This is a genomic window from Nocardia sp. X0981 (assembly GCF_977089955.1).
This window is the reverse complement of the sequence record NZ_OZ372435.1, coordinates 1029044-1054650: the sequence shown is the minus strand read 5'-3', so window position 1 is coordinate 1054650 and position 25607 is coordinate 1029044. Positions and strand designations below refer to the sequence as shown.

Here is a 25607-nt window from a genome sequence, read left to right as displayed (position 1 = left end):
ATGCGTCCGCTGCGCGCCGGATATCTGGCCGCCACGGCGGTGACCGTGCTGGGAGCACTCACCGGCCGCGAGCGGCTGCAGTGGGCGGCCAAACCGTTGATGATGCCGTTGCTGGCCGCCGATATCGCCACCGGCCGGGCCGATCCGGCCCCGGCCGACCGGGCCCTGCTGCTGGGTTCGCTGGGCGCGGCCACCGTCGGTGACGTCCTGCTCATCGATCCCGACGACGACCGTCGGCTGGTCGCGGGTGCCTCGTCTTTCGCGGTGATGCAGATGGGGTACGCGGCGCTGTGGTGGCGCCGGGGTGCGCGTCCCCGCCCCGTCGTCGCGGCGCCGAGGGTGCTGGCCTGGGTGGGAGCGGGCGCGCTGTTGCGGAGCCGGGCGCCGGCGCTCGCCGCGCCGCTGAGCGCCTACGGCGCGACCCTGGGTACCGCCGCCGTACTGGCCTCCGATCCGGCGCTCGCGCCGGGGGCGAAAACGATTGCCGGACTGAACGTTCCGGATGCCGATCCGCGTAGTCGCCTCGGGCTGGGTGCCCTGCTGTTCACCGTTTCGGACGGTCTCATCGTGGTACGCCGCTTGTTCGCGCGCGGAGAGCGGTCGCGCCGGGTGCTGGAGGGCGTCATCCTGGCGACTTACGGTGCCGCGCAGTTCCTGCTCGCCGACCCCGAGGCGCATACCCGGCGTTGAGCCGGCCCGAATTCTCGTTTCTCCGCTTCGGTTCCGGCCGCTACGATCCCACCATGAGTTACCCGCCACCCGCGTACGGACACCCGGGCTACGGTCCACCACCGGAGCATCCTCGGGCCACCCTGGTGCTCGTCCTCGGCATCGTCGGGATGATGTTCTGCCAGTTCTGCGCGCCGTTCGCGTGGGTGATGGGCCGCCGGACGCTCCACGAGATCGACGCCTCGGGCGGCAGTATCGGTGGTCGCAGCAATGTGATGGTGGGTTATGTACTCGGTATCATCGGCTCGGTCCTGCTGATCCTGGCGGTATTGGCGATCGTCGTCTACTTCGTCGTTCTCGTCATCGTCCTCGGCGCGGCTTCCACGACCTGACCGGCCGGGCGACGTATACGGCGCGGATGCTCACCACGCGGTGGTCAGATCCGCGTGCTGACGGATCCAGGTGTGCATGGCGATACCCGCCGCCACGCCCGCGTTGATACTGCGGGTGGAGCCGAATTGGGCGATGGACACCGTGAGTACGGCCGCTTCCCGGGCGCTTTCGGTGACGCCCGGGCCCTCCTGGCCGAAGAGCAGCAGGCAGCGGCGCGGTAGACGTACTGTTTCCAGTGGTACCGAGCCCGGCACATTGTCGACCGCCACCACGCTGAGATCTTCGGCGCGCGCGAATTCCAGCAGCGTTTCGATATCGGGGTGGTGGGTGATGTGCTGATAGCGGTCGGTCACCATGGCGCCGCGGCGATTCCAGCGGCGGCGGCCGACGATATGGACCGCACCGGCGGCGAAGGCGTTGGCCGTGCGCACGACGGTGCCGATATTCGCGTCGTGCCCGAAATTCTCGATGGCGACGTGGAAAGGATGGCGGCGGCGGTCGATATCGGCGACGATCGCCTCCCGGGTCCAGTAGCGATAGGCGTCGACCACATTGCGGCGATCCCCTTCCGCCAGCAGAACCGGGTCGAGCCGGTCGTCTTCCGGCGGGAGCTCGTTGTGTTCATCGGCCCACGGACCGACCCCGTATGGGTGTTCACCCCATTCGGTGGGACCGGCCGCGGATTCGTCGTCGCCCACCGCGGGTGGCTCGTTTCCCGGCGCCGCGGTCGCGCCTGCCCCGGGGGTTGCCGGTGGGAGCCGGGCGGGGTCGGTATCGGCCGTTGACGCTGGGTTTGTCACGGCATGATCGTAGTGCGCGAGCCGCGGCGGCTCGCGGCTCGGTCCGCTCGGTCCGAAATATATTGTGGTACCCCGTTTTGCCGATACGGGCGGCGGCTGTCGCACGGAGCGGCTCGGATCGTGCCCGGTGGGCCGTGGCATGTCAACCCGGGTTAACAATGCGGTCGGGGACGGTCGGCCCGCTGCGCGGGAGCAACCCGGCACGTCCGGACGGAATCGGGCGGAAGCCGAACGGTTCCGCGTCGACTCGGTAACAATTGAGCGGCGGGAATTCCGGCCCTCCTGGCAATATGGACTCATGACCTCGCCCAGCGATGATCTCGATGTTCCCCGGCGTCCGGCCGGGCAGCACCGCAGATCGCCGGGTGGCTCCGTGACCCGCTGGTCCGAGCGCGCCGATATGGCCGAGGCGTCCGTTCTCTCGCGGCACCTGAGGCCCCTCTGGTGCCTGCCCGGCACAGCGCTCGGCGTGGTGGGCTGGCCCGCGACCCGGCGCGAACGTTTCTTCCTGACCTGGCACTACTGGTGGCAGGCCCATCTCATCGACTGCGCCGTCGATGCCGTCGACCGGGCCCCGACCATCGAACGCCGGAAGCGGATCGGCGCGCTGGTGCGGTCGCATCGGCTGCGCAATATCTCCGGTTGGACCAACCGGTACTACGACGATATGGCCTGGCTGGCCCTCGCCCTGGAACGGGCCTCGCGCGTCCAGCACAACGGGGCGGCCCGTGGCGGGCTGGGTCCGCTGGAGCAGAAGCTGTTCACCGCATGGGACCCGGAGGTGGGCGGCGGTATCCCGTGGCGGGTGGGTGCCGATTTCTACAACGCCCCCGCCAACGGCCCCGCCGGTATCGCGCTCGCGCGGCTCGGCCGGTACGAACGGGCGGCCGAGATCGCGGACTGGATCGATACCACCCTGCGCGATCCGGAGACGGGCTTGATCTTCGACGGTATCCATCTGCCGTCCGGGGTGGTCGAACGCCCGATCTACAGCTACTGCCAGGGCGTGGTGCTCGGGCTGGAAACCGAACTCGCCGTCCGTACCGGCGACTCCGTCCATCTCGACCGCGTCCATCGTCTCCTCGACGCGGTCGAGGACAATCTGACCACCGGCGGTGTGGTGCGCGGCGGTAGCGGTGGCGACGGCGGCCTGTTCAACGGGATCCTCGTCCGCTACCTCGCGCTGGTGGCGCTCATGCTCCCCGGCGAGGAGCACGAGCAGATCGCCGATCGCCGGACCGCGGCCCGGATCGTCCGGGAGTCGGCGGCCGCGGCATGGTCGAACCGGCTCGATGTCGAGGGCGAGCCGCTGTTCGGGCACGACTGGACCGTTTCCGCTCAGCTGCCGGGCGGCAGCTCGGGAGCCGGCGGGCTCACGTCGAACGGCGCGGTGACCTCGTCGCGGGTGCCCGAGCGCGACCTATCGGTACAGCTGTCGGGTTGGCTGCTCATGGAAGCCGCCCACCGGGTCACCGCGGCCGGACTGTAGTTCATACGGGAGGTTGCCGGCATACCGTTGCGGTTCGCGGACCGTGCCGCCGAGGTCGGGCAGCGGCATGGTGTCGGCGTCGGCCGCCGCGGAATCGAGATCGAAATCCTCGGCCGGTTGCGCCATCTCCTGCCGGTACTGCCGGATACCGATGATCGTGCCCACGATCAGGAAGAACACCAGCGAACCGATCACGATGGGCATCAGCCAGGAGATCTGCTGGATGAAACCGCCCGCGTAGTAGCCGAGCAACAGCAGCACGGGGGCCCAGATGATCGCGCCGATGGTGCTGGCCACGGTATAGCGGCGATGATCCATCTCGGCGGCGCCCGCCACCATCGGGCAAAGGGTGCGTACCCAGGGGATCCAGCGCGCGATCAGCACCGCCACGAAACCGTGCCGGCGCAGCAGATCGGCCACCCGGGTGAGGTTGTGGGTGTTGATATAACGCCCGTTCTTACGGGCGACGAGCCGGTGTCCGGTGCGCCGCCCGACCACGTAGCCGACCTGGTTCCCGGCGATCGCCGCGACCATCGCGCCCACCGACAGCAGCCATACCTGGGTTTCTCCCGCGGAGTGGGAAGCCATAACGATCCCGGCGGTGAGCAGCATGGAATCGCCGGGCAGGAACAGGCCGAGAATGAACGCGCACTCCAGGAAGACGAAGGTCAGCACCACCGTCCAGACGAGCGCCGGGCCGGCGGAGATGAGTGGTTCGAAACTGCCCATCGCATGGGGCACGGCCGGGGCGGACACCACTTACCGTACTGGGGTCTCGTTCGCGCCGACCATACGGCCGCCCGGCACGACCGGCAGCGGCATGGTGGTGTCGACCATGTCCGGCAGTTCGACGGCGGGCAGTTCCGCGGTGGAGACGAGGGCGGGTGCCGCATCCGAGGCCACCTTCCCGCGGTTCAGCAACTTCTTGGCCACCGCGCTGATTCCCGGGAGAATGGAAACGAACACGATGAGCAGGAAAATCGCCTCGATATGGTCGCGGATGAACGCGACATTGCCCAGGAAGTAGCCCAGGACCGTCACTCCGCCGCCCCAGGCTATGGCGCCGACGATATCGAAGGCCACATAGCGCTGGTAATTCATTTTCGATACGCCGGCCAGCACCGGCATGAAAGTCCGGACGATCGGGACGAAACGGGCGATGATGATCGTTTTCGGGCCGTGCTTCTCGAAGAACGCATGTGTTTCGGTGACGTAGCTCTTCTTGAAGAAGCGGGTGTCCTCCTTGTGGAACAGCGCCGGACCGATGGCCCGGCCGATCCAATAACCGCACTGGTCACCGGCGAACGCGATGAACGTGACAGCCGGCACCAGCACCCAGATCGACACCGGCGGGTTGGGCTGCGCGGCCAGCAGACCCCCGGTGAACAACAGCGAATCACCGGGCAGCAGCGGGAACAGCAGGCCGGTCTCGATGAAGACGATCACCAGGATCGCCGGGAGCACCGCGCTCTTCAGCCAGGTCTCGGTCAACAGGTGCATCGGGTCGAGCAGTTCGGTAAGAGCCAGATTGCTCGTCACCGCGTCGGTAGCCGCCAGCGCAATCACCCGGCCCACAGTACCGGGTACCTCGCGGCTCGCAGGGCACAGCGGCGCAAACAATCCCCTTATACCGGATGAATCCCGCCTGGCTTAGGGTATGTGCAGAAACAGACAATCCCGTCTGCCGCACTACACGGAGGTCTTCACAGTGCCGATCGCGACTCCGGAGGTCTACGCCGAGATGCTCGGTCAGGCCAAGGCGAACTCTTTTGCCTTCCCGGCCATCAACTGCACATCGTCGGAGACGATCAACGCGGCGATCAAAGGTTTCGCCGAGGCGGGCAGTGACGGGATCATCCAGTTCTCCACCGGGGGCGCGGAATTCGGTTCCGGGCAGGGTGTGAAGGATATGGTCACCGGCGCTGTCGCGCTCGCCGAATTCGCCCATGTGGTGGCGGCGAAATACGACATCACCATCGCGCTGCACACCGACCACTGCCCCAAGGACAAACTCGACGGGTTCGTCCGCCCGCTGCTGGCCATCTCGCAGGAACGGGTGAACGCGGGGCGCAACCCGCTGTTCCAGTCGCATATGTGGGACGGTTCGGCGGTGCCGATCGACGAGAACCTCTCGATCGCCCAGGAGTTGCTGTCCGCGGCCACCGCCGCCAAGATCATCCTCGAGGTCGAGATCGGCGTCGTCGGTGGTGAAGAGGACGGTGTCGAGGCCGAGATCAACGAGAAGCTCTACACCTCGCCGGCGGATTTCGAGAAGACCATCGACGCGCTGGGCGCCGGGGAAAAGGGTAAATACCTGCTCGCCGCCACCTTCGGCAATGTGCACGGCGTCTACAAGCCCGGGAACGTGGTGCTCAAGCCCGAGGTGCTGGCCGAGGGCCAGCGGGTGGCCGCGGCGAAACTGGGCCTGGCCAACGATGCCCAGCCGTTCGATTTCGTGTTCCACGGCGGCTCCGGTTCGCTGAAGTCGGAAATCGATGATTCGCTGCGCTACGGCGTGGTGAAGATGAACGTCGACACCGATACCCAGTACGCCTTCACCCGCCCGGTCGCGGCCCATATGTTCAGCAACTACGACGGTGTGCTCAAGATCGACGGCGAGGTCGGCAACAAGAAGACCTACGACCCGCGCAGCTACCTCAAGAAGGCCGAACTGTCGATGGCCCAGCGGGTGGTGCAGGCCTGTGAGGACCTGAAGTCCGCAGGGCGCTCCATCAGTGCCTGACCGCCTCCTACCGCCCGCAGCCAGATGACTCTGGATCTTCGTGTGCTGGGGCCCGTACGGCTGTTCGTCGGCGGTGAGCCGGTGCCGATCGGCGGGCCCAAACCCCGGGCGCTGCTGGCCGCGCTCGCGGTGAACCGGCGGCGGGCCGTGGCCTCGACCACCCTGGCCGATATGGTCTGGAACGAGGAGCCGCCGGACGCCTACGCGGCGAGCCTGCAGGTCTTCGTCTCGAACATCCGCAAGGCACTGCGGAATTCGGGCATCGATCCGGCCGCGGTACTGCGTACGGAATCCTCGGGCTACCGGCTCGAGATCACCGACGACGCATGCGACCTCGGCCGGTTCGAAGCCGCCCGTGACGCCGGTATCCGAGCCTCCGGCGCCGGGGATCACGTGGCCGCGTCCCGGCTGTTCGCCACCGCCCTGCGCGAATGGAACGGCCGGGCGTTGTCGGATCTCGCCGGCCTGGGGTTCGCGGACGGCTTCGCCACCGCGATGGAGGAGGAGCGGCTGCTGGCGGTCTCGGCGCGTTTCGACGCGGAGATCGCCTGCGGCCGATCCGCCGCGGTGGTCGGGGAACTGGTCGCGCTGACCAACGAACATCCGCTGCGGGAGCCGCTGTGGGGTCAGCTCATCACCGCCCTCTACCTTTCCGAACGGCATGCCGACGCGCTGGAGGCCTGCCGCCGGGTGCGGGCGGTCCTGGCCGAGGAACTCGGGATCGACCCCGGTCCCGCCTTGCTGGAACTGGAGCGACGAGTACTCCGCCAGGAGCCGCTGAGCACGGTCGAGTTCAAAAGTGTCGAACGGATGGCCGCGGCCATGACCGATACGGTCACCGAGGTGCCGCGCACCGTACGCAGCGGACAACTGCGGCTACCCGACGGACGCCTGGTTATGGTGGCCCACGGCGGCTTCCGGATCGGCCGGATGACCGATAACGATCTGGTTCTCGACGATCCGAAGGCCAGCCGATACCACGCCCAGATCAAACTGGGCCGGGCCGGGCTGTTGATCGAGGACCTGGATTCGGCCAACGGGGTCTACGTCAACGACCAGCCGATCGATTCCGCGCTGCTGGCCGACGGGGACGCGATCCGTATCGGCGCCACCGTCCTGGCCTTCCAGGCCCTTCGCTGAACCGCACGGGGTGCCCACCCCGGCTCGCCGGACGAGACGGCCGCCGGGGCGGCGCCGGACCGAACCCGTCGTGGATCAGAGGATGTCGTGGCGGACGATGGTCTGATCCCGCCCCGGGCCGACACCGATACAGGAGATCCGGGCACCCGACAGCTCCTCCAGCCGGTGCACGTAGGCCTGCGCGTTGGCGGGGAGATCCGCGAAGCTGCGGGCCCCGGAAATATCCTCCCACCAGCCCGGCATCTCCTCGTAGATCGGCTTGGCGTGATGGAAACCGGTTTGAGTGGTCGGCATCTGCTCGACTCGCTCGCCGTCCACCTCGTAGGCCACACAGATCGGCACCCGATCCAGACTGGACAGCACATCCAGTTTGGTCAGGAAGTAATCGGTGATGCCGTTGACGCGGGTGGCGTAGCGGGCGATCACCGCGTCGAACCAGCCGCAGCGCCGGGCGCGACCCGTGGTCACCCCGACCTCGCCGCCCGTTTTGGCGAGATAGGCGCCCGATTCGTCGAACAGTTCGGTCGGGAACGGACCGGAACCGACCCGAGTGGTGTAGCACTTGAGGATACCCAGCACGGTACCGATCCGATTGGGGCCGATACCCGCCCCCACCGCGGCACCACCGGCGGTGGGGTTGGACGAGGTGACGTAGGGGTAGGTGCCGTGATCGACATCGAGGAGAGTGCCCTGCGAGCCCTCCAGCAGCACGGTTTCCCCCCGTTCGAGAGCCTGGTTCAGCTCCAGCCGGGTATCGCTGATGCGATGCGCGAACTTCTCCGCTTTCGCCAGCACCTCCTCCACCACCTGCTGCGGGTCGAGGGCCCGCCGGTTGTAGATCTTGACCAGCACCTGGTTCTTGAACTCGAGCGCGGCCTCCACCTTCTGGGTGAGGATCTTCTCGTCGAGCACATCGGCGACCCGCACCCCCACCCGCGCGACCTTGTCCTGGTAGCAGGGCCCGATCCCGCGTCCGGTGGTGCCGATCTTGTTGTTACCGAGGAAACGTTCGGTGACCTTATCGATGGCCACGTGATAGGGCATGATCAGATGCGCGTCCGCGGAGAGCAGCAAACCGGAGGTATCGACCTCACGCTCCTCCAACCCGGCGAGTTCGTCGAGCAGCACGCCGGGATCCACCACGACGCCGTTACCGATGACGTTCTTGACACCCGGGGTGAGAATGCCCGAGGGAATGAGATGCAGCGCGAAGTTGTCCCCGTTGGGCAGCACCACGGTATGACCGGCGTTGTTGCCACCCTGATACCGCACCACCCATTGCACGCGGCCGCCGAGTAGATCGGTGGCTTTGCCCTTGCCCTCGTCACCCCACTGGGCGCCGATGAGGACGATTGCCGGCATGGTCGTGTCTCCTACGGTTCGACGCGCAGCACGCAGCCCGTGCTGCAGCTACCTGCCGTAATAGGGAGGAAGCCGGGAGCACAGTCTACTCGAGCCCACACGGCACACGGGGAACGGCCGCCGTACCAGGCCCGTGGCGCAACCCGCCACAGGGCACCCTCTACACTCATGGGTGACCGGTCCGAGGGAGGGTGTTGGGCGTTTGAGTACCCAGGTTCTCCGCTGTGCCGACGCGCCGGTGCCCATCGCCCTCGCCGCACAGCCCACCGCGCAAGCCGGCACCGTTCCGGCACCCGCGCTGATCGACGAGCTGCTGCCGGTGCTGGCAGCGGACAGCCGGCCGCGGCTCATCGTGCTGGGCGGTGACGCGGCGCTGGCGGCCGTGCTCACCCACCTGATGCGCACCGAACGGCTCCATGTGGAGGTGGGCTACGTTCCGCTGGAACGTACCTACGCGGCCCAGGCCTACGACCTCGCCACCGGAAACACGGCCGCCAAACGAGCCCTGACCGGCACCGCCGGGAAGGTGCCGCTGGTGCGCGACGATACGGGTACGGTGCTGGTGGGACGAGCCAAGATCACCGGGCCCGACGGTGGCCGGTTGACCGGCGAGGCCTACGTCGACGACACCCGATTGTTCTCGGGCGCGGTCAAAGCGATGTTCGTGACCCCCACCCGGGAACTGCCCGGCGTCCGGGCGAGCGTACCGCGCAGATTCCGCCGCCGCCGCTGGACAGCGGGCCGGGCCGCGCAACTCGGCACCCCCGCAGCGGTGATCAACCGGGACGGTGTGCAGAGCGAACGGACGGTACCGCGCGCGAGCTTCTACCGGCACCACGAAGACTGGCTCCTGGTGCATTGATGCGGTCCTCCGCATTCGCTCCGGCGTCCGCGTCCGTATGTGGCGGGTCCGGCCACACATTGCCGACCGTGATGGGCCTCGTGCGGTCCTCGCGTTCGCTTCGGGGTTCGTGTGGGGTGGGTTCGGGCGTGTATTGCTGGTCGTGATGGGTCTCGTGTGGTTCTCGCGTTCGCTTCGGGGTTCGTGTGGGGTGGGTTCGGGCGTGTATTGCTGGTCGTGATGGGTCTCGTGTGGTCCTCGCGTTCGCTTCGGGGTTCGTGTGGGGTGGGTTCGGGCGTGTATTGCTGGTCGTGATGGGTCTCGTGTGGTTCTCGCGTTCGCTTCGGGGTTCGTGGTGGGATGGGGGCGTGTTGCTGGTTGGGGTGGGTTTCGTGTCGTTCCGGGGTTCACGGGCTTATGTCGGTGGGGCCGGTTGTCGGTTGTCGGGCGTGGGGGCTCGCGTGGGGCCTTCGGCGGGCCGGTTCCTGTGCCGGTGGGACGGTGAGGGTATGCGGATTTTCGTGAAGGGGCAGCGGTGACCGCGGGGTTTCCGGGGCTGCGGCGCGGTGCGGTGCGGCCGAGTCCGGTCTTTTTGCTCATGGTCGCCCTCGCGGTGGGCGGTGGGGTCGTGGCGTGGGAGGCGGAACTGGGGTCGTGGCAGGCGCGGGCCGGGGTTTTCGTGCTGGTGGTGTTCGGCTGGGTGGTGAGTTTGTGCTTGCACGAATTCATGCATGCCTATATCGCCTGGCGCGCCGGTGACCGGGAAGTGGAGCTGCGCGGGTATCTGACCCTCAACCCGCTGAAGTACAGCCATCCGCTGTTGTCGATCGTGCTGCCGATGGTTTTCATCGCACTCGGCGGGATCGGTTTGCCGGGCGGGGCGGTGTACGTGCACGCGCACCGGGTGTCGCCGCGAATACAGCGGTTGATCAGCGTGTCCGGGCCGGCGGTGAACGCGGTGTGGGCGGTGGTACTGCTGCTGGTGGTGCGGCTCTTCGGTAGCTCGCAGGAGAACCCGGCGTTCTGGTTCGGGCTGAGCTTCCTGGCGTTTCTCCAGGTGACGGCGACGCTGCTCAATCTGCTGCCGATACCCGGTCTGGACGGCTACGGGGTGCTGGAACCCTCGCTGAGCTATGCCACCCGGCGCGGGCTGGAACAGTTCAAACCGTTCGGCATGCTGATCCTGTTCGCGCTGCTTTTCACACCGACGATCAACCAGGTGTTCTTCGATGCCGTGTACGCGCTGTACGACCTGTCCGGAGTCTCGGCGCAGTGGTCGCGCTACGGCGGATACCTGACGAGATTCTGGGCGTAGTCGCGCTCGTGCCTGCGTCGCGGCTGCCCGTTCGCACGGCGCCGGAGCTACTTCCGTGGTGTCACATAGGGATTGGGCACCGTGGGAGGCAGCAGGGCGAGGGCGGATACCCGCTGCACCCCGCACACCTGCATGAGATCCACCAGGGTGGACCGGATCTGGGCGAAGACCACATGCGCCGACAGACCGGCTCCCGTCACCAGCTCCGGCCGCGCCTCCGCCGCTACGGAACGCAGTACCCGCGTGGCCTCGGCCCGGTCGGGTTGTTCATCCGGGTCGGTGAGCACCATGCGCCGCACCACCTCCACCGCCGCGGCCAAACGCTCCACCTCGTCGATCAGTCCCGGATTGAGGATTTCGTCGTCCCGTACCAGCGTCAACGAGCGACGCAGCAGCACGCGGGTGTTGCGCACCGCGTTGTCCAGCGGATCGGCGGCCTCCCGCAATCTCTTCAACCGGCCGCGGGAGTTCCAGTAGAGCGGGGATATGCGGCTCACCTCCCGCCCGCCCTCGAGCGTTTTGCGCAGCGAATCCAACTGCTGCTGGGTGGCGCGGACCGCGGTGAGGGCGGTGTGGATCTTCGCGGGATCCTGTTCCAGCAGCCCGGCGGCGCCATCGGTGAGCGATTTGCTCATAACCCCCAGAATCGCCGCCGCCTGCTCCCGGGCCCGGCGTACCGGATGCAACGGCACCGCGGCCACGACCACCACACCCACCAGCCCGCCGATGAGCGCATCGATCATCCGGGAGAGACCGCCACCGGTTTCCGGCGGCATCAGCGTGGCCACCAGCACGGCCGAACCGGACGCCTGCATACCGATGACCGGGCCGCCGTCCAGGAATACGGCCAGCGCCATCGCCACCGCCACCACCAGGGCGATCTGCCAGGCCCCGGTGCCCACCTGCGAGATGAACAGATCACCGACACCGATCCCGACGGCCACCCCGACCACCAGTTCGAGGGACCGGCGCAAGCGTGCCCCGAACGCGGTACCGATCGATACCACCGCCGCGGTCGGCGCGAAGAAGGGCAGCGCGTGGCCGACGACATCCTTGGCCAGGAACCAGGCCAGGGCCGCGGCGAGCGAACACTGGAGAATCGGGAGGGCCGAGAGACGCAGGCGCTTCCAGGACCGCCGCATCCGGGCGGCACTTCTGGATCCGGCCCTGCCCATTCGTGAATTCGGGTCGATCAAAGCAACGGAAACGTTCAGCCCAGACCGAGTTCTCCGGCCGCTCGCGGATCGCAGTCCTCGAGCAGATCCAGGCAGCGGGCGTATTCGTCGGACTCGCCGATCGCCTGGGCGGCGCGGGCCAGGGCCGCGACGCTGCGCAGGAATCCGCGGTTCGGCTCATGCTCCCAGGGCACCGGACCGAAGCCTTTCCAGCCGTTGCGGCGGAGCAGATCCAACCCGCGGTGGTAGCCGGTGCGGGCGAACCCGTAGGCGGCGACCACATCGTGGTTGACCGGTTCCGCCGCGTCCGCGGCGCGCTGCAGCGCGGCCTCGGCCAGCGCCGCCCAAGCGATCGAGGCGGCGGGATTCTCGGCCGCCACCCGCACCGGATCGGTGCCGGCGTCGATCGCGTCTTCCGCCGCGTGTAGTTCAGGAAGCAGTACCGGTTGCGGGCCGAGCAGATCACCGAACGAGGTCATGTGCTTCATTGTGCACGGCCCGGGTGAATGCTCGATAGGCTGGCCTTCTACGTCACGATCTGTTCGCCAGCAACAAGGGGTATAGGTGTCGCACCCGACCGACGACAAGAAACCGATGCGCTCCGAATCGGACTCCGGCTCGACCGCCGGAAAAGACCCGCGCGCGGACTCTGCCGCCGAGGGGTCGCCCGGGACGGAATCCCCGGCCACCACCTCGCGGCCGGATCGTGCTGCCGATGCCGGCACCACCACACCGGACGAACCGGCCCCGGGGGAGAACAACGCGCCGACCGTCGCGCTGCCGCGGGCCTCGGCGACCGGGGATGATACGGCGGCCGGGTCCACGGCCTCCGCCGCGGGATCGACCGGTGACGCGGAAACCGAGGCGATCCCCACCGGGGCCGGTGATTCACGTACTGCCGGGGACGTACCGGACGAGTCCGTGGAACCGGTAACGTCCGCGCGAACGGACACGGCGGGTGTCGCCGCGGGCTCTCCGGCCGCGACAGCGGATCCCGCCGACTCGGCACCGGCGGACGGCGCGGCCGATACCGGTGCGGCGGAGGAAACGGCGGAAACGGGAACCGGGGCGGAACGAGCGGCCGTGACGGACGGCGGTGCCGCCGGTGCCGAGCGACGGCCGCAGCCGGAAGACGATTCGCCCGAAGCGGGGTCTCCTGGCGGCGAGCCGGCGGCCGGCGCGTCCGCGACCGGGGCCGACGGGCCCGGAGGAGCTTCTGCGGACGAGGCGGAGAATGCCGTCCCGGAGGAAGATGCCGTGCGGGTGAGCCCTGAACCAGGTGAGCCGGATGCGGATACGGGTGGAAGCGATGCGGAGGGAACCGGTGACGCCGATATCCGTCCCGAGGCATCGGCTGGGTCGACGGCGGCGGACTCCACCGGTGTGGACGGTTCGGCGGAGGCCGGTGATGCGGGCGGTTCGGCGGACTCCACCGGTGGGGGCGGTGCGGCGGAGGCCGGCGATGCGGATGATTCGGCGGCGGCCGACGGTGTGACGAAAGATGTTCCCGAGGCGGCGGATTCGATCGGCGAACCGGGCACCGGCAGCGAATCGGCGCCCACCGAGCCGATACCCGGTGCCGGTGAGGAGCCCGAGGCCGGCCTGGTGGCGGAGCGGGCGGACGGCGTGACCGCGGACCCGGCCGACGCCGGTGAGCCGGCGATCGCCGACCGGGCAGCGGGTACCGGCGAGGTAGCCGACGAAGCGGGTACCGATGCCGCTGCGGCGGCCGACCGTGGGCCCGGTGATGACGCCGCTTCGGATACCGGACGAGCCGCCGCCGGGGCGGACGCGGCCGGGCCCCGGGGCGAGCCCACTGCCGCGGACAGTGCCGATACGGACGATCCCGGCCGGACTCCCGGTACCTCCGCTGTGGTCGCGGCGGGAGGCGAAGCCGGTCCGGCCGCGGTATCCGGAGCCCCGGAGCCCCGGAGCGCCGGGGTAGGCGGTGTGGGAAGCCCCGACGCCGAGGACGCGGGTACGGATACCGCGCACAGCGATACCGGAGAGGGTGAGCAGGCGGGCGGGTCCTCGGGCCCCGAGGCCGCCGACACCGAGGAGACCGCGGCGGTGACGGGCGCGGCCGGAGAAGGCGGAGCGGCGGAGAGTTCGGACGCGAAGACGGTCGTGATCCCGCGGCCGCAGCGGCCCGACGAGGCACGGACCGTGAGCCTGCCCGCCCACCAGCCCGATCCCGATGCCACCGAACGTATCGATATGAACCAGGTACGGCAGGCGGGACGCCCGGGAGCGAAGACCGGTGGCCCGCAGGGTCCGGCGCGCACCGACCGGGTGGGTCCGGGTGTGCCGCTGTCGAAACCACCGAGCACCCCGCGTCCGCAATCGGGGCCGAAACGACCCGGCCCGCAGGCTCCCGGCCGACCGGAACAGCCCGCTGCGCAGCGTCCCGGTGGGCCTCCGCCCGGGGGACGTCCGAGCGGGCGACCCCAGGCCGGCCCGTCCCGGCCCGGTGCCCAGCGCCAGGGTGGTGCGCCGTCGCCGGCCGACAGCAAACCCACCGTGGCCGAACAACGTATCGCCCAGCCCTCCGGCTATACCGCGTCCGCGCCGATCGCCCAGCCGCAGCGGGTGGAACCGGCTGCCACTTCCGCCGAATCCGGCGGGAACAAGAAGTGGCTGCTGGCGGCCGGGGCCGCCGCGGTGCTGGTGGTGGCGCTGATCGCGATCCTGGTATCCGTCGGATCCGAAGACGATTCCCCGCAGGCCCGGATCCGGGCGGCGATCGGCGCCTATACCGGCGCACTGGAAAGCGGTGACCTGGCCGGGCTGCGTACCGCCACCTGCGGTGCGCTGCACGAGTACTACCAGGGCCTGTCCGAGGAACAGTTCGCCGGTGTGCACCAGCAGGCCGTCGACGAGGGCAGTATTCCCGAGGTCACCAGCGTCGATGCCGTGCAGATCACCGATCGTACGGCGCTGGCGCAGGTCTCCGTACACACCGAGGCGGACCCGGAGCAGACGGCCCGGACCTTCGACCTTCAGCAGACCGCGGACGGTTGGAAGGTGTGTGATCCGCCGGCCGCCACTCCGTAAACCGCGCCCGCGGATATGTTCTCGCGAGTGCGCTGGTCCGCTGGCGGAAGGCCCTGCTCCCCGAGGGGGAGCGGGGCCTTCCCGTTTCGGGGGACCGGACCGGATCGAGGATTCTCATCCGGTCCGGTATCGGTTACGCTGGCCGCGCGCCGAACACCCCGGGATCTGGAGGTGCGCATGGTGACGAGGTCTGTCGTCCGTTTCGCCGGCAGTGTTGCCCTGTGCGTCGGAGCAGCCCTGCTCGGCGCGTGTGCGGAGAACAGTGGAAGCGCTGTTCCGGCTTCCGGTCCGGTCGCCGCGCCGTCTCCGGTCGAGACCCCGCAGGAGCGCAATCTCCGGATCCGCGACCAGCTCGTCCGGTTGGGGTGCGATACCAATTCCTGTATCCAGACTTATTTCGCCTGTGCGGACGGCCTGCTCGCGGGTGAGGCGTGCGAGTTCTATCGCGCGCACCCACTGAACTGACACCAAACCAGTCCAGTTGGACAACTGGACTGGTAGGTATTTCCCGTCATGCGCGGTGGTGCCGGGTCAGATCCGTTCCAGGGTGCGGCGGGAACCGGCAGCGCTCAGGTTCCGGTAGTCGCGTTCGAGGTCGTAGCGGCTGGCGGAGTCGTCCTGGACAGAACCGATCGGGCGGTACTTTTCCAGGAGTTCCGGTAGCCGCGACTCGTTCACGACGTAGTGATAGGCGAAAAAGCCGAAGGTTCCCACTCCCACGAGTGCCACAAAGAGTGTCATGCCTCCAGCATGCAATAACTGGACTTGCTTCGAAAGAGCCAGTGGCTCAATACTGGACCTCATGGCAACACGAGTGATCGGCGCGTCGGGTCTGGCGCGCGACCTGGGGCACTGGCGAAGTGCGGATTCGGCGACGGCCGACGGTGCTCGTAAACCGGCTCGCCCCGCATACCTGGCCCTGGCCGAGGGCATCAGGCTGCTCATCCACGACGGTCGCGCGCCGCTGGGAGTGGCCCTGCCCAGTGAACGCGATCTGGCCGCCACACTCGGTGTCAGCCGTACCACCGTGACCTCCACCTACTCCCTGTTGCGGGATCACGGCTACCTCATCACCCGGCAGGGCTCCCGGAGCACGGTGGCGTTACCGCCCGCCGTCGCGCACGACGGCACCCGCGCCGCCCGCGGCATCCTGGCCACCATGTCCACCGACGCTCAACCCGCCGTGGATCTGACCTATGCCGCCATGACCGCGCCACCCGAAATGGCCGAAGCGTATTCCGTCGCCCTACAAGGCATTCCGTCGTATCTGAGTACACACGGCATGGATCCGGTGGGTATCCTGCCGCTGCGAGAGGCACTCGCCCGCCGCTACACCGAACGCGGCCTGCCGACCAGCTCGGACCAGATCCTGGTCACCCTCGGCGCCCAGCACGGGCTCCGGCTGCTGCTGAACGTGCTGGCGTCCCCGGCCGCCCGGGTACTCATCGACCATCCCACCTACCCCAATGCCATCGAAGCCATCCGCGATGTCGGTGCGCGTCCGGTGCCGGTCCCCTTGCGGCTCGAGGATCCCGGCGCCGCATGGGATCTCGACGGGCTGCGCAGCGCTGCCCGGCAGACCGCCGCCGCACTGGCCTACCTGGTGCCCGACCACAACAACCCCACCGGATTCCGGATGGACGAGGCGACCCGCGCCGAACTGGTCGCCATCGCCCGGGAAACCCGGATGACCCTGATAATCGACGAATCCATGGCCGACCTCACCCTCGACGACGCCGCGCCGGTCGCGCCGGTCGCCGCTTTCGCGAAGGGATCCGAGGTGATCACCATCGGTTCGGCGTCCAAATCGTTCTGGGGCGGGCTGCGGCTGGGCTGGATCCGGACCTCGGAATCGTTGATCACCCGGCTGCTGGGCATCCGCGCCACCGTCGACCTCGGCACACCGGTGATGGACCAGCTGGCGGGGGTACACCTGCTCGAAGCGGGTGAACCCATTCTCGCCCGGCGCCGCGCACAGTTGCGCGATCAACGTGCGGCACTGCTCGAGGCCATGGCCGAGGAATTGCCCGACTGGTACGTATTCCCCGGCGTCGGCGGTATGTCGGTCTGGACGCAGCTACCCGCGCCGGTATCCACCGCGCTGGCCGCCACCGCACCCAACCACGGCGTACTCCTGGCGGCGGGACCCCGGTTCGGCGTGCAGGGCGCGTTCGAACGATTCCTGCGCCTGCCCTACACCAATCCCGAACCGGAGCTGCGCCGGGCCGTCACCGCCATCGCCGCGGCCTACTCGTCGCTGGGTCCCCAGGCCGGGGACACTCTCGCGCCCCTCACCTGCTACTGAGGTGCCGGTAGCCGCACCGGACCGGTAACTACCGCTGCGGCTACCGGGTGCGGGAATCCGGTGCCGGATCGAGCTGTCGCGTCACCGCCACCGCCGCGCGCGCGATGGCGAGTTCCTCGTTGGTGGGGATCACCAGCACATCGACCGCGGCACCCGGCGGCGAGATCCGGCGTTCACCACCCCCGCCCGCGGTGTTGCGGGCCGCGTCCACCGTGATCCCGAACCGCTCCAGACCAGCCAGCGCGTCGGCGCGGACATCCGCGCTGTTCTCGCCCACACCGGCCGTGAACGTGATCGCGTCGACCCCGCCCAACTCGAGCAGATAGGCGCCGAGATAGTGGCGGAGGCGGTGCACATAGACGTCGTATGCCGTTTTCGCGGTGGCGTCTCCGGTTTCGATGAGCCGGCGCAGTTCCCGGAAATCGTTGACACCGGCCAGCCCCCGCAAACCGGAGCCACGGTTGAGCAACCGGTCGATATCGTCGATGTTCAGATGTGCCGCCCGCGCGAGATGCAGAATGATCCCCGGATCGAGATCTCCCGGCCGAGTGCCCATGACCAGCCCCTCCAGCGGGGTCAGGCCCATACTCGTATCCACCGGGCGCCCGCCGCGCAGCGCCGACACCGAGGCGCCGTTGCCCAGATGGAAGACGATCTGATTCAGCGATTCCGCCGGGCGGCCCAGGAATTCGGCGGCCCGGCAGGATACGTACTCGTGCGAGGTGCCGTGGAACCCGTAGCGGCGGATACCGTGCGCTGCGGCGATCCGCGCGTCGATCGCGTAGGTTCGTGCCGCGGCGGGCAGACCGTGGAAGAACGCGGTATCGAAAACCGCGACTTGTGCGACATCCGGCAGAAGGGTGCGCACCGATTCGATACCGCGGATATTCGCCGGATTGTGCAGTGGCGCCAGCGTGCACAGCTCACGGACGGTGCTCAGCACGCGCTCGTCGACGAGGGTCGGGCGGTAGAAGACCTCCCCGCCGTGCACCACCCGATGCCCGACCGCGCTCACCCCCACTCGGGTGAGATCCTGCCCGGTCTCGGTGAATTTCTCGAAAGCCAGGCGCAACCCCGCGGTATGGTCGGGTATCGGCCCCTGCTCGGAAAGGGTCCGGCCACCGGCGGTGTGCTCGAGCGCGCCGCTGTCCTCCCCGATCCGCTCCACCAGCCCCGCGGCCACCACTTCACCCGAGTCGGGTTCCATGAGTTGATATTTGATCGAGGACGAGCCGGAGTTCACCACCAGTACGAGATCGCCGTCCACCGTCGTCTCCTGTTCGTGGCGCCGCGGCGCCGTCACTGCTCCTGCGCCTGAATGGCGGTGATGGCCACCGTGTTCACGATATCGGTGACCAGCGCGCCGCGGGACAGGTCGTTCACCGGTTTACGCAATCCCTGCAACACCGGTCCGATCGCGACGGCTCCCGCGCTGCGCTGCACCGCTTTATAGGTGTTGTTGCCGGTGTTGAGGTCCGGGAAGACGAAAACCGTGGCCCGGCCCGCGACCTCCGAATCCGGGAGTTTGGCGTCGGCGACGGTCGGTTCGATGGCGGCGTCGTATTGGATCGGCCCCTCCACGAGCAGTTCCGGCGCCCGTTCGCGCACCAGGTGGGTGGCCACCCGCACCTTGTCCACATCGGCGCCGCTACCGGACTCCCCGGTGGAGTAGGAGAGCATGGCGACCCGGGCGTCGATTCCGAAGCGGACCGCGGTCGCCGCCGAGGAGACGGCGATATCGGCGAGTTGTTCGGCGGTCGGATCCGGGACCACGGCGCAATCGCCGTAGGCCAGCACTCGATCGGCCAGGCACATGAGGAACACACTGGAGACGGTCGAGACACCGGGCACCGTTTTGATGATCTCGAACGAGGGGCGGATGGTGTGCGCCGTGGTGTGCGCCGCGCCGGAGACCATACCGTCGGCGATCCCGCGATGCACCATCATGGTGCCGAAATAGGAGATATCGGCGACCGTTTCACGCGCCCGCTCCAGTGTCATCCCCTTGTGCGCGCGCAACTCGGTGTATTCCCGGGCGAAATCGTCGAGATACTCCGACGTCCGAGGGTCGAGAACGCGGGCATCGGCGATATCCACTCCCAATTCCGCGGCGCGTGCCCGGATCCCGGTCTCGTCACCGAGAATGATCAGATCGGCGATCTTGCGTTGCAGAACCCGCCCGGCGGCACGCAGCACCCGATCGTCGTCACCCTCGGGCAATACGATCGTCTTCCGGTCGGCGCGGGCCCGCTCGATGAGCTGGTACTCGAACATCTGCGGAGTCACCACGCTGGTCATCGGCACCTCCAGCCGGTGCAGGAAAGCGGCGGCTTCGACATGGGTTTCCATCAGTGCCAGCGCCGTTTCGACCTTGCGCGGATTATCCACCGACATCCGGCCCCGGGTGCGGTGCGCGACACCGGCGGTCTCGTAGGTGCCCAGCTGTGTGGTGAGGATGGGTAATCGCGGTTTCAGCCCGCTGATGAGACGGGCGATCGCCGGATGTGGAAGCAATCCGCCGTTCATGATGATGCCGGACAGCGAAGGAAAACTTTCCGCTTCGTGCGCGTTCACCACGCTCAGCAGTACATCGGAACGGTCGCCGGGCGCGATCACCACCGTACCGTCGCGCAGCCGCTCCAGAACGTGCTCGGCCGTCATCCCTCCGACCATCACGCCCAGAGCCTCCCTATGCAGTAGTTCGGGGTCGCCGCTGTAGATCTCGCCGTCCAGCGCCGCACACAATTCCGCCATGGTGGGGGCGATGAGAAGGGGTACCTCGGGCAGGGTCCACGACGGTACGGCGAAAGGATCGAGGGCCGCCCGGACCGCGTCGAGCTCCCCGGGCGCACACCGGTTGGCGATGATCGCGGCGAGCTGCGCGTGTTCGGAGGCCAACTCGCTCGCACACAACTCCACCAACTGTTCGACCTCGCCGGGGGACCGCCCAGCCCCCCGGACCACCAACAGCACCGGAGCCCCCAGGTTCACCGCGATACGCGCGTTGAACCGCAGTTCGCTGGGGCCGGCGACGTCGGTGTAATCGCTGCCCACGATGACCACGGCGTCACATGCGGACGCGACTTCGTGGTACCGCATGACGATCTCGGAAATGGCGGCGTCGGGGTCGGCGTGTACCTGCTCGTAACTCACTCCCGCCGCCTGCTGATATTCGATATCGACGGTGGAATGCTCGAGCAGCAGTTCGAGGATGTAATCCGCTTCGGTCGTCGACCGGACGATCGGCCGGAACACTCCGACGCGCGCGGTGGTCGCGCACAGCATCTGCAGTACGCCGAGCGCCACGGTCGACTTACCGGTATCGCCCTCGGGCGACGCGATGTACACACTGGACGCAGCAACCTCGGCCATGCCCAAAAGCGTAGCTGCGTTCATGGCGGCGCCTGCGGCGCCGGCGGGGTCGAGCCCCCTTGGCGTCGTGCTTCAGCCCGCGAGACTCGCGCCTGCGGCGCATGCGCTTCGCGGGCTGAAGCACGACGCGGGCTCAATCCTTTGTGGGCCTCGTAAGACTCGGCGCTGTGTGTTGCGCCGGATGCGGACCTTCTGTTTCCGAGCTCTGAGCGGCCGGACTACGGATTGCGGGGTGAGTCCGTGTGCGGAGCGCATACGGGTGGGTTCCCTGGCGGGGAGTGTCTCGGTGGTGGTGTTTTCGCGGAGGGTGTCTTCGGTGGTTCGGGGCCCGTCTCGGGTCTGGAGCGACGGAGCGTGGGAGCGCAGCGACCGAGCGCAGGAGTGAAGACCCGAGACACGAGGGCCCCGAACCCGCGGCGCCGCAGGCGCCGCGAAATAACAACTCAGCCCAGTTTGCGCAGGCGGGGGGCCAGGTCGCGCTGGAAGAGGTCCAGGAAACGGCGCTGGTCGTGGCCGGGGGCGTGGAACACCAGGTGGTTCAGGCCGGCGTCGATATACGGTTCGATCAGTTCCACCGCCTGGTCGGGGTCGCTGGCGACGATCCAGCGTTTGGCGATCTGTTCGATCGGCAGCGCGTCGGCCGCCTCCTCCATCTCGATCGGGTCGGTGATGCTGTGCTTCTGTTCCGGCGTGAGCGAAAGCGGGGCCCAGAATCGGGTGTTCTCCAGTGCCAGCTCGGGGTCGGTGTCGTAGGAGATCTTGATTTCGATCATCCGGTCGATCGTGCCGACCTCGCGGTCCACCTTGGCCGCGCCTTCGGCGAGGGCGGGCATCAGCTTCTCCGTGTAGAGATCCATCCCCTTGCCGGAGGTGCAGATGAAACCGTCCCCCGCGCGGCCCGCGTACCGGGCCACCACCGGGCCCCCGGCGGCGATGTAGACGGGGATGCCGCCCTCGGGGACGTCGTAGATGGAGGCGCCCACCGTCTTGTAGTAGGTGCCGTCGAAATCGGTCCGCGCGCCGGTCCACAGAGCGCGCATGAGATCCACCGATTCCCGCAGGCGCGCGAATCGCTCCTTGAACTCCGGCCACTCGCCGGCGTATCCGGTGGCGATCTCGTTCAGTGCCTCACCGGTGCCCACGCCGAGCATCACCCGTCCGGGGTACAGGCAGCCCATGGTCGCGAACGCCTGCGCGATGACGGCGGGGTTGTACCGGAAGGTGGGGGTGAGTACCGAGGTGCCGAGCATGATCCGTTCGGTGCGTTCACCCGCCGCCGCCAGCCAGGCCAGCGAGAACGGCGCGTGGCCGCCCTTGTGCCGCCAGGGCTGGAAATGATCGCTGACCGTCGCGCTGTCGAGGCCGTGTTCCTCCACCAGCACCGCCAGCTCCACCAGTTCACGGGGTCCGAACTGTTCCGCCGACGCCTTGTACCCGAGCTTGAGCTCACCCATATGCGCCACTCCTGTCGCGTTGTGTCGGACCGTTTCCGGTCCGGGTTCGACCATAGCCAGCCCGGTGGACGCTCGCGCCCGGTGGTCTCGCTCACGTCCGCGTGGACTCGCGGGCGCGGCATACCCACCGGCGGCCCGGTGAAGCGCAGAATCGGCGGGGTGAGCACAGATGACCGGATTTTGTCCTACCTCACCGATATGGACGGGGTCCTCGTTTCCGAAGACCATCTGGTGCCCGGCGCCGATGAGTTCCTCGCCGAGTTGCGCTCGGAGCAGATCCCGTTCCTGGTGCTGACCAACAACTCCATCCGCACCCCGCGTGATCTGCAGGCGCGGCTGCGGCAGAGCGGGCTGGACATCCCGGAACATTCGATCTGGACCTCGGCGCTGGCCACGGCCAGTTTCCTGAACGAGCAGCGGCCGGGCGGTACCGCGTATGTGGTCGGCGAATCCGGGCTGACCACCGCGCTGCACGAGATCGGCTATGTGCTGACCGAGGTGGACCCCGACTATGTGGTCCTGGGGGAGACCCGCACGTATTCGTTCGAGGCGATCACCACCGCGATCCGGTTGGTCGAGCGCGGTGCCCGGTTCATCGCCACCAACCCCGACCCCACCGGCCCGTCCCGGGAGGGGGTCCTGCCCGCCACGGGCTCGGTGGCCGCGCTGATCACCCGCGCCACCGGCCGCGAGCCGTACTACATCGGCAAACCGAATCCGTTGATGATGCGGTCGGCCCTGCGTCGTATCGGCGCGCATTCGGAGACCAGTGTGATGATCGGCGACCGGATGGACACCGATGTGATCTCCGGAATGGAGGCCGGTATCCGCACCATTCTGGTGACCTCGGGAATTTCGAGCCGCCTCTCGGTGGAGCAGTACCCCTACCGCCCCACCATGGTCCTGAACTCCGTCGCCGACCTGGTGGGTCGAGTGAAAACGCCCTTCACCGCCCCACCGGACTGATCCCGCTCCCGAGACCCCGCGGACTATCGACTCCGAGGGTGGGCGCACCCCGGCTCCGAAGCGCGTGCAGCGGCTCTCCATGGAGGAGACCTTCGGGCTCCGACAGCTGCCGTGAACCCCCGCGGGGTGTGCGAAGGCGCCGGACGTGCCGCCCTCCGCTCAGCTCAGCGCCTGGTCCAGATCTCCCAGCAGATCCTCGATATCCTCCAGGCCCACCGATATCCGGACCACCCCGTCCGAGAGCCCGATACCGGCCCGCCCCTCCGGCCCCATCGCGCGATGCGTGGTGGTGGCGGGGTGGGTGATGAGGGATTTCGAATCGCCCAGATTGTTGGAGATATCGATGATCCGCAGCCGGTTGAGCACCTCGAAGGCTCGTTTCTTGGCCGTGTCCGCGGCGGCTTTCAGCTCGAAGGTGACCACGGTGCCGCCGCCGCTCATCTGCGCGGTCGCCAAGTCGTACTGCGGATGGGAGTCCAGGAACGGGTACCGGACCCAGCTCACCGCAGGGTGTTCGTCCAGGTAGCGTGCGATCCGCAGGGCGGATTCGGTGGATTGCCGTACACGCAGCGGCATGGTTTCCAGGCCCTTGAGCAGGGTCCAGGCGTTGAACGGGCTCAGTGCCGGACCGGTGTGCCGCATCAGCGTCTTGACCGGGCCCTCGATGTATTCCTCGGTCCCGAGGATCGCGCCCCCCAGCACCCGGCCCTGGCCGTCGATATGTTTCGTGGCCGAGTACACCACCACGTCGGCGCCGAGGTCGAAACCGCGTTGCAGCAGCGGGGTGGCGAAGACATTGTCCAGTACCACCTTCGCGCCCGCGGCATGGGCGAGTTCGCAGACCTTGCGCACGTCCACCAGCGTCTGCATCGGGTTGGCCGGGGTTTCGAAGAACACCGCCGCCGTGGGCTGCGACAGTGCCGCCTCCCACTGGTCGAGGTCCTCACCGTCGACGAAAACCGTTTCTACACCCCAGCGCGGCAGAATCTCGTTGCACACCACGAAGCACGAGCCGAACAGGCTGCGCGCGGCGACCAGCCGGTCGCCCGCGCCGAGGAGCGCACCGAGCGCGACGAACACCGCGGCCATTCCACTGGCGGTGGCGAAACACGCCTCGGCGCCGTCGAGCAGGCGCATCCGTTCCTGGAAGGCGGCCACGGTCGGGTTGCCGTAGCGGGAGTACACGAAATGGGGGACTTCACCGGTGAAGGCGGCCTCGGCCGCTTCGGCGCTCTCGTAGACGAAGCCGGAGTTCAGGTACAGCGCTTCGGAGGTCTCCTCGAACCCGGATCGGTTCAAGCCCCCGCGTACGCCCAGCGTGGCCGGTCCGACCCCATCCGGCAGTTTCCGTTCGAACGCACCGCCGCTGATCACGACTGCCGCCACGGGAGTCCGTCCGCCCGCCAGCCGGCGCCGCCGCGGTGACCGGTTTCGTCGAGGGGGCCCTCGAAACCATCGGAGATGTTGTAGGAAGGTGCGATGCCCGCCGCTGTGGCGGTGGCGGCGGCATGGGCCGAGCGCTGGCCGGAGCGGCAGAGGAAGAGCACGGGTGCGTCGGCCGGACGTTCACCCAGCAGTTTGCGCAGTTGGTCGAGGAAATCGGTATTGCGCGCGCCCGAACCGTCGACCCATTCCACCAAGAGCGTGGGCCGGTCGAGGGAACTGGTGTCGGGTACTCCGACGAACTTCCATTCGGCCTCGGTCCGCACGTCCACCAGGACGGCGTCGGGATTATCGGTCAAGATCTCCCAGGCCTGCTGCGGGGCGATATCCCCTGCGTAACTCATGCGTGGCACCTCCTGCGAATCCGCACTTGCCGCATCGGTTCGATGCGCGCCAGGTCGTCACCCGGAGCACCCCACCGCGGAGGAGGGTTGCCGACCAGCGAGCCGGGGCTTGGCGCTGATGCTCATGACCCAGCTCCTGAGATTGCCGGGCGGGTGGGGCTCTGTCAAACGCGGGTTGACGACGCCGGACGGCTTCAGCCGACCGGCTGGTTGCACACCAGCCAGCCGTCCGCGGAGCGGGTCAGATGCCAGGTGGCGGTCTCCGTGGTGTCCTCGACCCGGCTGGTGACGACGACGGTCGCGGCCTCGCCGGTCACCCGGATATCGCCGAAAGTTTCGATTTCGACGTCGGATCCGGTCTCGCCGGGTTCGAGCCGGCCCGCCAGCGGGGACCGGGACGGGTCGAAGCCGCGGCAGACCGCCGGCTCCGGCGGCTGGAGCCCGTAGCGGCCGCTGGCGTCGGCGAACTCGCGTACGGCGCCCGCGATCCGGTCGGAATCTGTGACATTTTTCTCAACGGGCTTCAGTAGCCCGGCCAGGAGTACACCGCCGAGAACGAGGGCCGCGAGTGCCGCGGCCACGACGAACGGCGTAATCGTGCGCGGTGGCTCGGTGCCTTCCGGTTCGCTGGCTGCCTGTTCGTCGGCGGGTCCGGCATCGCTCATACTGTCGATCATCCCTGGTCCCCGCATCGGCGATACGCCCGCGTCCCGATAGAATCGCGGGGGACCGCGCGTGGCCG

The 25607-nt window shown here is 68.2% G+C and carries 23 protein-coding genes, 1 pseudogene and 1 riboswitch; of the genes and pseudogenes, 11 read left to right on the top strand and 13 right to left on the bottom strand.

Annotated elements, in window-relative coordinates; genetic code table 11:
- Window positions 1–690 carry a lysoplasmalogenase family protein gene (locus ACYR7D_RS04590; RefSeq protein ID WP_459548380.1) on the top strand — a complete coding sequence of 230 codons (690 nt, stop codon included), beginning with the start codon at window positions 1–3 and terminating at the stop codon, window positions 688–690.
- Window positions 691–743: 53 nt separating this feature from the next.
- The gene (locus ACYR7D_RS04585; RefSeq protein WP_459548379.1) at window positions 744–1061 is read left to right on the top strand and encodes a DUF4190 domain-containing protein; all 318 of its coding nucleotides are present in this window, start codon (window positions 744–746) and stop codon (window positions 1059–1061) included.
- Between the two features lie 30 nt (window positions 1062–1091).
- On the opposite strand, the gene ACYR7D_RS04580 is transcribed toward ACYR7D_RS04585, so the two are convergent.
- Window positions 1092–1760, bottom strand: coding sequence for a TrmH family RNA methyltransferase (locus ACYR7D_RS04580; RefSeq protein ID WP_459550016.1), 669 nt, complete (start codon window positions 1758–1760; stop codon window positions 1092–1094).
- A gap of 502 nt (window positions 1761–2262) precedes the next feature.
- On the opposite strand from ACYR7D_RS04580, the gene ACYR7D_RS04575 reads away from it, so the two are divergent.
- Window positions 2263–3351, top strand: coding sequence for a glycoside hydrolase family 76 protein (locus ACYR7D_RS04575; RefSeq protein ID WP_459550015.1), 1089 nt, complete (start codon window positions 2263–2265; stop codon window positions 3349–3351).
- A gap of 90 nt (window positions 3352–3441) precedes the next feature.
- On the opposite strand, the pseudogene ACYR7D_RS04570 reads toward ACYR7D_RS04575, so the two are convergent.
- Window positions 3442–4080: pseudogene (locus ACYR7D_RS04570) on the bottom strand (DedA family protein); the annotation flags it as partial.
- 30 nt (window positions 4081–4110) lie between these two features.
- Window positions 4111–4851 (bottom strand): DedA family protein, encoded by a 741-nt coding sequence (locus tag ACYR7D_RS04565; RefSeq protein ID WP_459550014.1) that lies wholly within the window; start codon window positions 4849–4851, stop codon window positions 4111–4113.
- A 208-nt stretch (window positions 4852–5059) separates the two neighbouring features.
- Between ACYR7D_RS04565 and fbaA the strand changes: the two genes are divergently transcribed.
- Both fbaA and ACYR7D_RS04555 read left to right on the top strand, forming a co-directional pair.
- Window positions 5060–6094 carry a class II fructose-bisphosphate aldolase gene (fbaA, locus tag ACYR7D_RS04560; protein ID WP_459548378.1) on the top strand — a complete coding sequence of 345 codons (1035 nt, stop codon included), beginning with the start codon at window positions 5060–5062 and terminating at the stop codon, window positions 6092–6094.
- A 24-nt stretch (window positions 6095–6118) separates the two neighbouring features.
- On the top strand, window positions 6119–7234 hold the full coding sequence (locus tag ACYR7D_RS04555) for a BTAD domain-containing putative transcriptional regulator (protein WP_459548377.1): 1116 nt from the start codon (window positions 6119–6121) through the stop codon (window positions 7232–7234).
- A 75-nt stretch (window positions 7235–7309) separates the two neighbouring features.
- Here the strand turns inward: ACYR7D_RS04555 and ACYR7D_RS04550 are convergent, their stop codons facing one another.
- Window positions 7310–8596 carry an adenylosuccinate synthase gene (locus tag ACYR7D_RS04550; RefSeq protein WP_459548376.1) on the bottom strand — a complete coding sequence of 429 codons (1287 nt, stop codon included), beginning with the start codon at window positions 8594–8596 and terminating at the stop codon, window positions 7310–7312.
- 202 nt (window positions 8597–8798) lie between these two features.
- Here ACYR7D_RS04550 and ACYR7D_RS04545 point away from each other — a divergent pair, with 202 nt between their 5' ends.
- On the top strand, window positions 8799–9458 hold the full coding sequence (locus tag ACYR7D_RS04545; protein ID WP_459548375.1) for a hypothetical protein: 660 nt from the start codon (window positions 8799–8801) through the stop codon (window positions 9456–9458).
- Window positions 9459–10035: 577 nt separating this feature from the next.
- Window positions 10036–10752, top strand: a complete 717-nt coding sequence (locus ACYR7D_RS04540) for a site-2 protease family protein (protein ID WP_459550013.1) — start codon at window positions 10036–10038, stop codon at window positions 10750–10752.
- Window positions 10753–10799: 47 nt separating this feature from the next.
- Here ACYR7D_RS04540 and ACYR7D_RS04535 read toward each other — a convergent pair whose 3' ends face one another.
- Window positions 10800–11894, bottom strand: coding sequence for an FUSC family protein (locus ACYR7D_RS04535; protein WP_459548374.1), 1095 nt, complete (start codon window positions 11892–11894; stop codon window positions 10800–10802).
- Between the two features lie 68 nt (window positions 11895–11962).
- Window positions 11963–12406 (bottom strand): DUF3151 domain-containing protein, encoded by a 444-nt coding sequence (locus tag ACYR7D_RS04530; RefSeq protein WP_459548373.1) that lies wholly within the window; start codon window positions 12404–12406, stop codon window positions 11963–11965.
- An 85-nt stretch (window positions 12407–12491) separates the two neighbouring features.
- Between ACYR7D_RS04530 and ACYR7D_RS04525 the strand changes: the two genes are divergently transcribed.
- The gene (locus ACYR7D_RS04525) at window positions 12492–14981 is read left to right on the top strand and encodes an Rv0361 family membrane protein (RefSeq protein WP_459548372.1); all 2490 of its coding nucleotides are present in this window, start codon (window positions 12492–12494) and stop codon (window positions 14979–14981) included.
- A 177-nt stretch (window positions 14982–15158) separates the two neighbouring features.
- Complete coding sequence (locus ACYR7D_RS04520; RefSeq protein WP_459548371.1) at window positions 15159–15446, top strand: hypothetical protein; 288 nt, start codon at window positions 15159–15161, stop codon at window positions 15444–15446.
- A 66-nt stretch (window positions 15447–15512) separates the two neighbouring features.
- Here the strand turns inward: ACYR7D_RS04520 and ACYR7D_RS04515 are convergent, their stop codons facing one another.
- On the bottom strand, window positions 15513–15722 hold the full coding sequence (locus tag ACYR7D_RS04515; RefSeq protein ID WP_459548370.1) for a hypothetical protein: 210 nt from the start codon (window positions 15720–15722) through the stop codon (window positions 15513–15515).
- A gap of 61 nt (window positions 15723–15783) precedes the next feature.
- Between ACYR7D_RS04515 and yczR the strand changes: the two genes are divergently transcribed.
- A complete protein-coding gene (yczR, locus tag ACYR7D_RS04510) occupies window positions 15784–17286 on the top strand; it encodes a MocR-like transcription factor YczR (protein ID WP_459548369.1) in 1503 nt (500 codons plus the stop codon).
- A 40-nt stretch (window positions 17287–17326) separates the two neighbouring features.
- Here yczR and ACYR7D_RS04505 read toward each other — a convergent pair whose 3' ends face one another.
- From ACYR7D_RS04505 to fgd, 3 genes are all read right to left on the bottom strand, one after another.
- Window positions 17327–18589 (bottom strand): acetate kinase, encoded by a 1263-nt coding sequence (locus tag ACYR7D_RS04505; protein WP_459548368.1) that lies wholly within the window; start codon window positions 18587–18589, stop codon window positions 17327–17329.
- Window positions 18586–20658 carry a phosphate acetyltransferase gene (gene pta / locus ACYR7D_RS04500; protein ID WP_459548367.1) on the bottom strand — a complete coding sequence of 691 codons (2073 nt, stop codon included), beginning with the start codon at window positions 20656–20658 and terminating at the stop codon, window positions 18586–18588. The genes ACYR7D_RS04505 and pta overlap by 4 nt, the downstream gene beginning before the upstream one ends.
- Window positions 20659–21101: 443 nt before the next feature.
- Window positions 21102–22112 carry a glucose-6-phosphate dehydrogenase (coenzyme-F420) gene (gene fgd, locus ACYR7D_RS04495; RefSeq protein WP_459548366.1) on the bottom strand — a complete coding sequence of 337 codons (1011 nt, stop codon included), beginning with the start codon at window positions 22110–22112 and terminating at the stop codon, window positions 21102–21104.
- A gap of 198 nt (window positions 22113–22310) precedes the next feature.
- Between fgd and ACYR7D_RS04490 the strand changes: the two genes are divergently transcribed.
- Entirely contained in the window at window positions 22311–23078 is a 768-nt protein-coding gene (locus tag ACYR7D_RS04490; protein ID WP_459550012.1) for an HAD-IIA family hydrolase, read from the top strand.
- A gap of 159 nt (window positions 23079–23237) precedes the next feature.
- Here the strand turns inward: ACYR7D_RS04490 and ACYR7D_RS04485 are convergent, their stop codons facing one another.
- The 3 genes from ACYR7D_RS04485 to ACYR7D_RS04475 form a co-directional block, all read right to left on the bottom strand.
- Window positions 23238–24452, bottom strand: coding sequence for an O-succinylhomoserine sulfhydrylase (locus tag ACYR7D_RS04485; RefSeq protein WP_459550011.1), 1215 nt, complete (start codon window positions 24450–24452; stop codon window positions 23238–23240).
- Entirely contained in the window at window positions 24449–24865 is a 417-nt protein-coding gene (locus tag ACYR7D_RS04480) for a rhodanese-like domain-containing protein (protein WP_459548365.1), read from the bottom strand. Before ACYR7D_RS04480 ends, ACYR7D_RS04485 begins: the two co-directional genes overlap by 4 nt.
- A 17-nt stretch (window positions 24866–24882) precedes the next feature.
- Window positions 24883–24995, bottom strand: a riboswitch (SAM riboswitch).
- 64 nt (window positions 24996–25059) lie between these two features.
- A complete protein-coding gene (locus ACYR7D_RS04475; RefSeq protein WP_459548364.1) occupies window positions 25060–25530 on the bottom strand; it encodes an Rv0361 family membrane protein in 471 nt (156 codons plus the stop codon).
- Between the last annotated feature and the right edge of the window lie 77 nt (window positions 25531–25607).